This window comes from Acinetobacter sp. UBA3106 (assembly GCA_002365595.1).
Taxonomy (GTDB): Bacteria; Pseudomonadota; Gammaproteobacteria; order Pseudomonadales; family Moraxellaceae; genus Acinetobacter.
In genome coordinates, this window is sequence record DFAM01000001.1 from 144554 (window position 1) to 152333 (window position 7780).

The 7780-nt window shown below is 38.5% G+C and carries 6 protein-coding genes; 2 read left to right on the forward strand and 4 right to left on the reverse strand.

Going from position 1 to position 7780, the window contains the following annotated elements; genetic code table 11:
- Positions 1 to 178: 178 nt before the first annotated feature.
- The 3 genes from B4C48_RS00750 to B4C48_RS00760 are packed head-to-tail and all read right to left on the reverse strand — an operon-like array spanning position 179 to position 3081.
- The gene (locus B4C48_RS00750) at positions 179 to 1096 is read right to left on the reverse strand and encodes a hypothetical protein (protein ID WP_291352446.1); all 918 of its coding nucleotides are present in this window, start codon (positions 1094 to 1096) and stop codon (positions 179 to 181) included.
- Between the two features lie 42 nt (positions 1097 to 1138).
- Positions 1139 to 2272, reverse strand: coding sequence for a toxic anion resistance protein (locus B4C48_RS00755; protein WP_291352448.1), 1134 nt, complete (start codon positions 2270 to 2272; stop codon positions 1139 to 1141).
- A 20-nt stretch (positions 2273 to 2292) separates the two neighbouring features.
- Positions 2293 to 3081, reverse strand: coding sequence for a tellurium resistance protein (locus B4C48_RS00760; protein ID WP_291352450.1), 789 nt, complete (start codon positions 3079 to 3081; stop codon positions 2293 to 2295).
- Between the two features lie 352 nt (positions 3082 to 3433).
- Here B4C48_RS00760 and B4C48_RS00765 point away from each other — a divergent pair, with 352 nt between their 5' ends.
- Positions 3434 to 4684, forward strand: coding sequence for a YncE family protein (locus B4C48_RS00765; RefSeq protein ID WP_291352452.1), 1251 nt, complete (start codon positions 3434 to 3436; stop codon positions 4682 to 4684).
- Between the two features lie 81 nt (positions 4685 to 4765).
- Complete coding sequence (locus B4C48_RS00770) at positions 4766 to 5242, forward strand: hypothetical protein (protein ID WP_291352454.1); 477 nt, start codon at positions 4766 to 4768, stop codon at positions 5240 to 5242.
- A 223-nt stretch (positions 5243 to 5465) separates the two neighbouring features.
- Here the strand turns inward: B4C48_RS00770 and B4C48_RS00775 are convergent, their stop codons facing one another.
- Positions 5466 to 7163, reverse strand: coding sequence for an NAD-dependent malic enzyme (locus B4C48_RS00775; RefSeq protein ID WP_409449752.1), 1698 nt, complete (start codon positions 7161 to 7163; stop codon positions 5466 to 5468).
- Positions 7164 to 7780 lie beyond the last annotated feature (617 nt).

A 7780-nucleotide genomic window follows, 5' to 3' on the forward strand; every position in this document is an offset into this window, starting at 1 on the left:
AAATAATTGAATAGGTAAAACAGTTTGTTTTTATAATTATGATCGTATTATTGAATTGCTAATATGTTCAATTTTATTTGCGCAGCTCGACTTCATTACTAAGGTCAAGAAAATCATAATGAAATGATAGTCGATAAAAAATTTAAAAGCCCTGTTAAGGGCTTTTAAATTGCGTCATTTAACTTATAAGGCGCTGTTCGACTCGCAATATTCGCCCTTTTAAATGCTGCGCTAAAACAAATAAGATGAGGCTCAAAATTGCAGATAAGATGAGCATTGCAATAATCAATATATTCACCAGACCACTGATTTGCTCTGCCTGAGTCACTTGTTTGGAAACAATTTTCGCCATTGGGGTTAAACTCTGACCATATAGCTGATGTTGCATGGTCCAGAGCTGTTCAGGTTTAAAACCATATTCAAAAAAATTCGGATCTGTTTTTTCCGCTTTAATCAGCGCCAAAACTTGTGGAATAGCCGCATCTTTATCCACCGGTTTATGCAGTAGCGCAGTTTGCGCCAGCAGATATGCCTTTACCGGTTGATCTAAATTACTTTGCTGTAAATACTGCGCCAATTCGCTTTGCTGAATATTTTTGTCGTATTGAATGACTTCTGCGTATGCATCCTGATCGTCATTTAAATCATATTGCAGATAAGTCAGGCCTGACCACAAGACGATAAATGCAATGATCCATCCAACAAACTTCAAAATAAAAGACTGAAAACGCACATAAAAGAAACGTATTTTCTTTAAAAAATGAATGACAAAAAATGCCCCGACAAAGGAAACCAATAGTTTTAGAATCAGCCAGCCAAACCAAGATAACAGGTTGCTAAAATAGTCCGTATGCTGACTGAGTTCAGCCAGGTTTGCATCTACACTCATCGGCATATGCAATTGCTTTAATTCAGTGCTAATTCCGAAAAAGCTATACACCAAATCATGCTGTAAAAATAACGCCACCACTGAGGCAATAAAAATAGTGCTGCTCGTCATACCCAACAGCATTAAATTGCGTTGCCGCTTTTTTAACGTGACCACGCCGGATTCAATCTGTTGCGGATTTACAGCATATTCATCTAAGGGAGGCAAACCTTTTCTCCTAAAGTGCAAGCAATCCAGTTAAGTTCATGCTTAAGACTTATTTACGCTACTATTACTCGATTCTAAAACCAGATGATTCAAATTTTCTTGCAGCGCACGTAACCGTGTCGTAGCTTCAGCACGTTTCTGCATGCCTTCTTTTTGCACCTGAATCACATCATTAACAGTTTTAATGAGGGTGTTTTGCACATGTTCAAGCGTTTCGATATCAATTACTGAACGTTGATTGGCTTTGGCGGTATCTACTGAGTTTTGATGCAACAAGTCCGCATTACGGCGCAACAGGTCATTGGTCGCATCATCTATGCTATTGGCCAGCTGCACACTATTTTTCTGTTCATTCAGGGAAATCGCTAAACTGATCTGGTTTTTCCATGCCGGCAAGGTAATGTTTTTAATCGCATAGAATTTATCTACCAGCATCAAGTTATTGGACTGGATAATTCGAATCATCGGCAAGGTTTGCATGGCAGATTGCTGCAAAACCTGTAAATCACTGACCCGTTTTTCCAGATTATTAGCCAAATGATTCAGGTCATAGACTTTCTGCACCGTGGTCTGATCTTGGGTTTGGCTGCTTAAAGCGGTAATTTGTTGCTGAATTTCCTGCTCTTTTAATTTCCCGGCAGCAATATAAATACCCAGCTGTTTATATTCATCTTGCACGCCCTGAAACATGCGATCTAACGTGTCAACACGGCTTTTAAGTCCAGATTGGGAAGTCTCAATTTCTTTGACCAAAACATCAATCTGTTCTTTGGTGCTATTAAAATGCTGATCAAAGTTTTGCTTGGCCCCTTTCATTTTACTGATCAAGCCGCCAAAAAAACCGGTACTTTTTTTCTTGTTTAAAATACTGCTGCTATTCAACTGTTGGGCAACCTGTACCACCTGATTTAATTTTTGACCAGTCGTGTCCAGTTCTTTATTTTGTACCAGATTCAGCAGTTCATCGGTATAACTCGATGTTTTTGTGGCAATATTTTTGCCATATTCTGCCACTGCGGTATGGTTCATTTCAGCCAGTTCTTTATGGGCATTCATCACTTCATTAAAGTCTGAATGCTGCAAACCCATTTCTTGTAAATTCAGTTGCTGAAATTTTTGCTGAACTATATCAGTGTTCACTTCAACAGGAAGATCTTTGTGTTCAAAATCGGTCATGCTTCACCTGAATAGTCTGTTTAATGTATAGGTTTCTCGAGTGATTTTCTTAAAGTATGAATTAAATTCTCTCTACTATGATCCAGTTTTTCCAATTCAATGTGTGAACTGCTTTGGTTACTTTGTTTAACATGATATTGCCAGGCAGGAATCAGTACTTGCTGTGCTTCTTTAAAACGGTCCAGCAAAGTTAAAGAAAGCTGCTGCGATAATTGCATCTGTGTAATTGCAATATCATTACTGGCTTGTAGCGTTTGTAATGAATTGATTTTTTTTGACAATCTTTCTGAAAAATTGTCCAGCGGATGTATGTTCTTAACGAAATTCGGATATTCCAGCAAAAATTCTTGTGCAGCCCGAATGTATTTCGCCATTTGTTCACGATGCCCGATTAATTGCTGAAAACGTGCCTGCGACTTTTGTATTTCAATCTGCAGTTTTTGACTTAAATGATTAGCCCGATTGAGCAGTTGATCCAGATTTTTGTAATACTCAACCTGCCCAGAACCATATTCTAGATCAATCCCCAACCATTTTTGCAGCGCATTAAACTTGCGCGTTTTTAAGTATTTTTTTGAATCGGCCAAAGCCTGAATCAGCTGTTCTATGGTGCTACTTAATTGCTGGGTCAGGTGTGGATCGACACCGTTTAATAAAACTGACTGAGCCTGAATGACTGAATCGGCATAATGATTCAGACGATATTGATCCTGAAGCAAAGGGACCAAATCATTACGCTGAATGGAAAGCAGTTCAGTCCGATTTACTTCAATATCAGCCAAATCAACAAGTACATCTATCTGGGACATAATATTGGAAACTCAATAAAATCATTTTTATAGTACGACTTTTGTACCAAAGATCATGTAGTGTTTTGCAATTTTTCAGAACCTCACTCAGACATGTTGTGAAACAATAAAATACGGTTTGGTAATTCGTCGGAAAAATAACCAGCCCCATACCAATAATTAATTGATTATTCAAATGTTTATAAAATAAAAGACGAGTTCAGATCATTTTCAGCGCATGTTTTTATCGGATTATCCGGGATTTGACTGCTGAATTCTTTATTCTATGGCTCAGCTAATACAGGAGTATTAGACCATTATGAAAATTCAAATAAAAAATCGGTTTCATGGAGTTGAATCGGAGAATAATGATATGACAAACAAAAATCTTTTCCTTAAATGGAGTGTAAATGCATTATTTGCATCACTCGCGTTCACATCCTTAACGAGCAATGCTGCAACATCTTCAACGCCTGCCCCCGCGAATAGCCAACAGGTCTTTTTTGTAGGTAATAACTGGGATGGTACAGTGACTGTCATTCGTCCATCAGGTAATTTTGGCAAGATCGGTGTGATTAATATGGTTCCTGATCGCAAAGAGCGTTTGATGGAAATCCACCTTAATCCAATTAAACTGATTGCTTATACTTATATTCAGTCCACCGCTGGTGAAGGTAATGATCAACTGGTGGATGACATGTATTCCACCCCAGATGGCAAGTCTGTGGTGGCATCGCGTCCAAGTTTTGCCGATGTGGTTTCGATTAATATTGCGACGGGTAAAATCAACTGGCGTACGCCTGTAGAAGGTTTCCGAGCCGATCATATGGCGGTTTCTCCTGATGGTCAGCGTTTAGCAGTATCGGCTTCTTCCGGCAATGTGGTTCATGTACTGGATATCAACACCGGTAAAGAGTTGGGACGCTTTGCAACAGGCGACAAACCGCATGAAAATATTTTCTTTAACGGTGGTACAAAAATTCTAAACTCAGCCATTGGTAATGTAGAAACTTCCATGGATGCTGCATGGCAAGATTTCACCAAAGGCAAACGCGTCCTTACCATTGCTGATGCCAATACCTTTAAAGTCCTCAAAACCATTGATTTCCGTCCCGCACTTGATGCAGTGGGCCGTAAAGATTTGTCCAATGCAGTACGTCCAATCGTATTCAGTAATGATGAAAGTAAAATTTATGCTCAGGTTTCATTTTTTAACGGCTTAATCGAGTATGATCTGAACCAGAATAAAGTTACTCGAATTGGTCAATTACCAGGTAGTTCGACTATTCCATCTGACCGGACCAAATATGTAAATGACTCCCGTCATCATGGATTATCAATCAGTGGTGATGGTGAAAAACTCTGTGTGGCAGGCACCATGGATGACTATGCAACCATTGTCGACCGTTCAACTTTAAAAGCCGGAAAACTGATTGCTGCAGGCAAGCCATATTGGGCAACCCAAAGCCCCGATGGAAAAAGCTGTGTGATTTCAGAGAGTGCTACTGATGTAGTTACGGTCATTGATTTTGCAACGGGCGAAAAAGTGCTGAGCGTTCCTGTAGGTAATCACCCGCAACGTGTTCGGATTGGTTATGCACCTGCGGGCTGGTCAACACCCTAACTGTTTATTTTTATAAATCATACAGACCTGATCTTAAGATTGGGTCTGTTTTCATTTAAATATAAAAATAGGATTTTTGGCATGAATAGCAGCATACGACTTGGTCTTATCATTGGCTTTATTGTGATTGTAGTACTGATCGTTGTGGTTTATATATTTAAACCGGCTCCCTCCTCTCCCTCAAATACAGCTAAAGCAAAAGAAAAACCCACTCCAGCTGTTGTAGTAGCGCCTGTTGAAAAAAAAGCGGTATCTGTCACACCCGTTCAATCAAAAATAGTAGCCGCACCAGATCAGAAAGTATTAATTCAACAACGCGACCAACTGTATAAAGAGTTTGCAGCCATTAGCGACGCTTTAAGTCATGGACAGCAACCCGATTTACGTCAGGTGAACCAAATGTTAGAACAGCAAAAACAGCTGGTTAAAACAGGAACGGTGACTGCGGATGAAGCTCTTTCATATTGCCAGTTTTTAAAGCAGATTTTACCTGCAATGGATCATCAGATTGATCAAAGTATTATAGAGTTAGAGAAGCTTAAGCATAGCGCGACATGACAAGTGCAATAGAAGTTATTAACTTTAACAGATTATTAAACCTCAACGTTTTTTAAACCAAATCATTAAAGCTAATTAAAAGACCATAAAAAAAACCCTTAAATCACCAGATTTAAGGGTTTTTCCATCTAACTCAATCACTTGTTAAATTCTGCCAGATATAAGCAGACTTCACGCATTGATCTTTACCTAGGCAAATTTTATCTTAATTATGGATACATAATTAAAAAGTCACACGCTGATATTTACGATATTCAGGCTTCCAGAAATTCGCTTCGATTGAACGTTGTAAAGTTTCAATATCAACTGGAGGTGCCACGCCATCCTGAATTGCCGCTTGAGCAACTTTTAAGGCAATTATCTTGGAAATTTCCTGAATCTGGTCTAAATCCGGCAGTAAATTTGATTTTACATCCTGTAATTTAGGCGAACAATCAGCCAACGCATTACTAGATGCCATTAACATATTATTGGTTACGCGTTTTGCTCCAGAAGCAATCACGCCCAATCCAATACCGGGGAAAATATAAGAGTTATTACATTGGGAAATGTTATAAATTTCATCCTGATAATTTACCGGTGCAAATGGGCTACCGGTGGCAATTAACGCTTTACCATTGGTCCACTGAATAATATCTGCCGGTACGGCTTCCACTTTAGAGGTCGGATTAGATAAAGGGAAAATGATCGGCTGTTCACAGTTTTCAGCCATTGCCGTAATGACATCTTTACTGAACAAACCTGGCTGTCCAGAGACACCAATCAGCACGGTAGGTTTGATCGATTTCACCACGTCGAGTAATGAAATGGTATTATCCGGATCTGCCCATTTGGCAATATGTTTAGGATTCTGAGCTAATTTTCTTTGGAAATCTAACAAATTAGGCTGATTGTCAGTAATCAGGCCAAAGCGGTCCACCATGAAAATCCGCTTGCGTGCCTGAGCGTCGGTCAACCCCTCTGCAACCATCTGCGCAACAATCTGTTCTGCAATACCACAGCCTGCTGACCCTGCGCCCAAGAAAGCAATCGTTTGGTCTTTTAACTGTTTGTTTGAAGCATGTGAAGCTGCAATCAGACTTCCCACTGCGACAGCAGCGGTGCCCTGAATATCATCATTAAAACAACACACCTGATCACGATATTTTTCAAGTAGCGGCATAGCATGATGCTGGGCAAAATCTTCAAATTGAATCAGCGCTTGCGGCCATCTTCTTTGGATTGCTTCAATCACCTGATCAACAAAATCAAAGTATTCATCACCACTAATACGGGGTTTACGCCAGCCCATATAAATCGGGTCGTTTAGTAATTGCTGATTATTGGTACCGACATCCAGCGTGATCGGCAAAGTATAGGCCGGGCTAATACCACCACATGCGGTATATAAAGCCAGTTTTCCAATGGGAATTCCCATGCCGCCAATACCCTGATCGCCTAGACCTAAAATTCGTTCACCATCAGTAATGACAATGACTTTGACATTTCTTCTGTTGACGTTATATAGGATCTGATCGATATGTTCACGGTCTGAATAGGAAATAAAAATACCGCGATGCCGGCGATAAATATCTGAAAAGCGTTGGCAGGCTTCGCCTACGGTTGGCGTATAGATAATCGGCATCATTTCACTTAAATGATTTTCAATTAAGTGATAATACAAGGTCTCATTAGTATCCTGGATATTACGCAAATAGATGTGTTTATTAATGTCGTCATTAAAAGAACAATATTGCTGATAAGAACGCTGACTTTGCTCTTCTATGGACTCAATCGCATGAGGGATCAATCCATGCAGATTGAAATTGCTTCGTTCTTCTTCAGTGAAAGCTGAACCTTTGTTTAAAAGAGGCAGTTCAAGTAAAGTATATCCTGCATAAGGAACATATAGCGGACGTTTCACCTTCTGATTCTTTATCACTTTTTGACTCACTTCTGGAATTTGGTAAAAATACGGGAAATATAATTTATATTGTCTATCCTATACCTTTTACTGATGTTCTCGTTATTTTAAGTTTTAATAACAAAAAAGGATCCATTTATTAATTTAATATAAACAAAAAACCTATACCGGATTTAGCTTCATGATTATTCATACATAGTTTTTTAAACAATTAAATCAATTTAACTGAGTTATTATTTTATTTTTAATTAAATCAAAATATATAGTTATACATTTATAAAATGAGGATTTTAAATCGATCAATTTCTTATTTTATTAAAAATCTCCTAAATCAAAATTCAGAAGGATGCTCAATAATCATGTCTAGTTGTTCAATATCGCTATAATGTTTTCATTCCTTCATTCTTAAATGTTTCTTAATTTATTATGTAAATCATTTTATTAGAAATAAGTAGCCAGACTTTGCCGGATTCATGACATGACTTTAGCCATGCCATGAATCTGCTCAGTATTTGAAGTGAGTAATCATTTTATAGATAATGATTGATTACCTATATTTAATTGTCTGACTTTTAAATTCTGCCTCTCGACATTTCCCCATTGACGAGTCTTAACAGGTTCAGCGGATTCTCATC